We start from the raw sequence: 484 nt of genomic DNA, 5'->3' as shown, positions 1-484 counted from the left end.
AAAGGCATCAACCTGCCGGCCTCTCTATTTGCTCTGGATATCAATGGTTCGACGGTGGAAAGCACCGGCCTGGGCCTGGACATCGGCGACGCTGACCGCATTTGCTACCCGATCCCCGACACCCTGTGCAACGAGCCATGGCAGAAGCGTCCAACCGCGCAATTGCTGATGACCATGCACGAACTCGAAGGTGACCCGTTCTTCGCCGATCCGCGCGAAGTGCTCCGTCAAGTTGTTGCAAAGTTTGACGAGCTTGGCTTGACCATCTGCGCCGCATTCGAACTCGAGTTCTACCTGATCGACCAGGAAAACGTGAACGGCCGTCCACAGCCGCCACGCTCGCCGATCTCCGGCAAACGTCCGCACTCGACTCAGGTCTACCTGATCGACGACCTCGATGAATACGTCGACTGCCTCCAGGACATTCTGGAAGGTGCCAAAGAGCAAGGCATCCCGGCCGACGCCATCGTCAAGGAAAGTGCCC

1 pseudogene is annotated in these 484 nt (G+C 58.7%); it reads left to right on the top strand.

The features are described from left to right. Positions 1 to 484, top strand: a pseudogene (locus tag ACIOWE_RS26430) (glutamine synthetase); the annotation flags it as partial.

Source organism: Pseudomonas sp. NPDC087598, from assembly GCF_044743525.1.
Classification (GTDB): Bacteria; Pseudomonadota; Gammaproteobacteria; order Pseudomonadales; family Pseudomonadaceae; genus Aquipseudomonas.
Note: the sequence above shows the minus strand (reverse complement) of the source record. Positions and strands in the feature narration are given on the sequence as shown.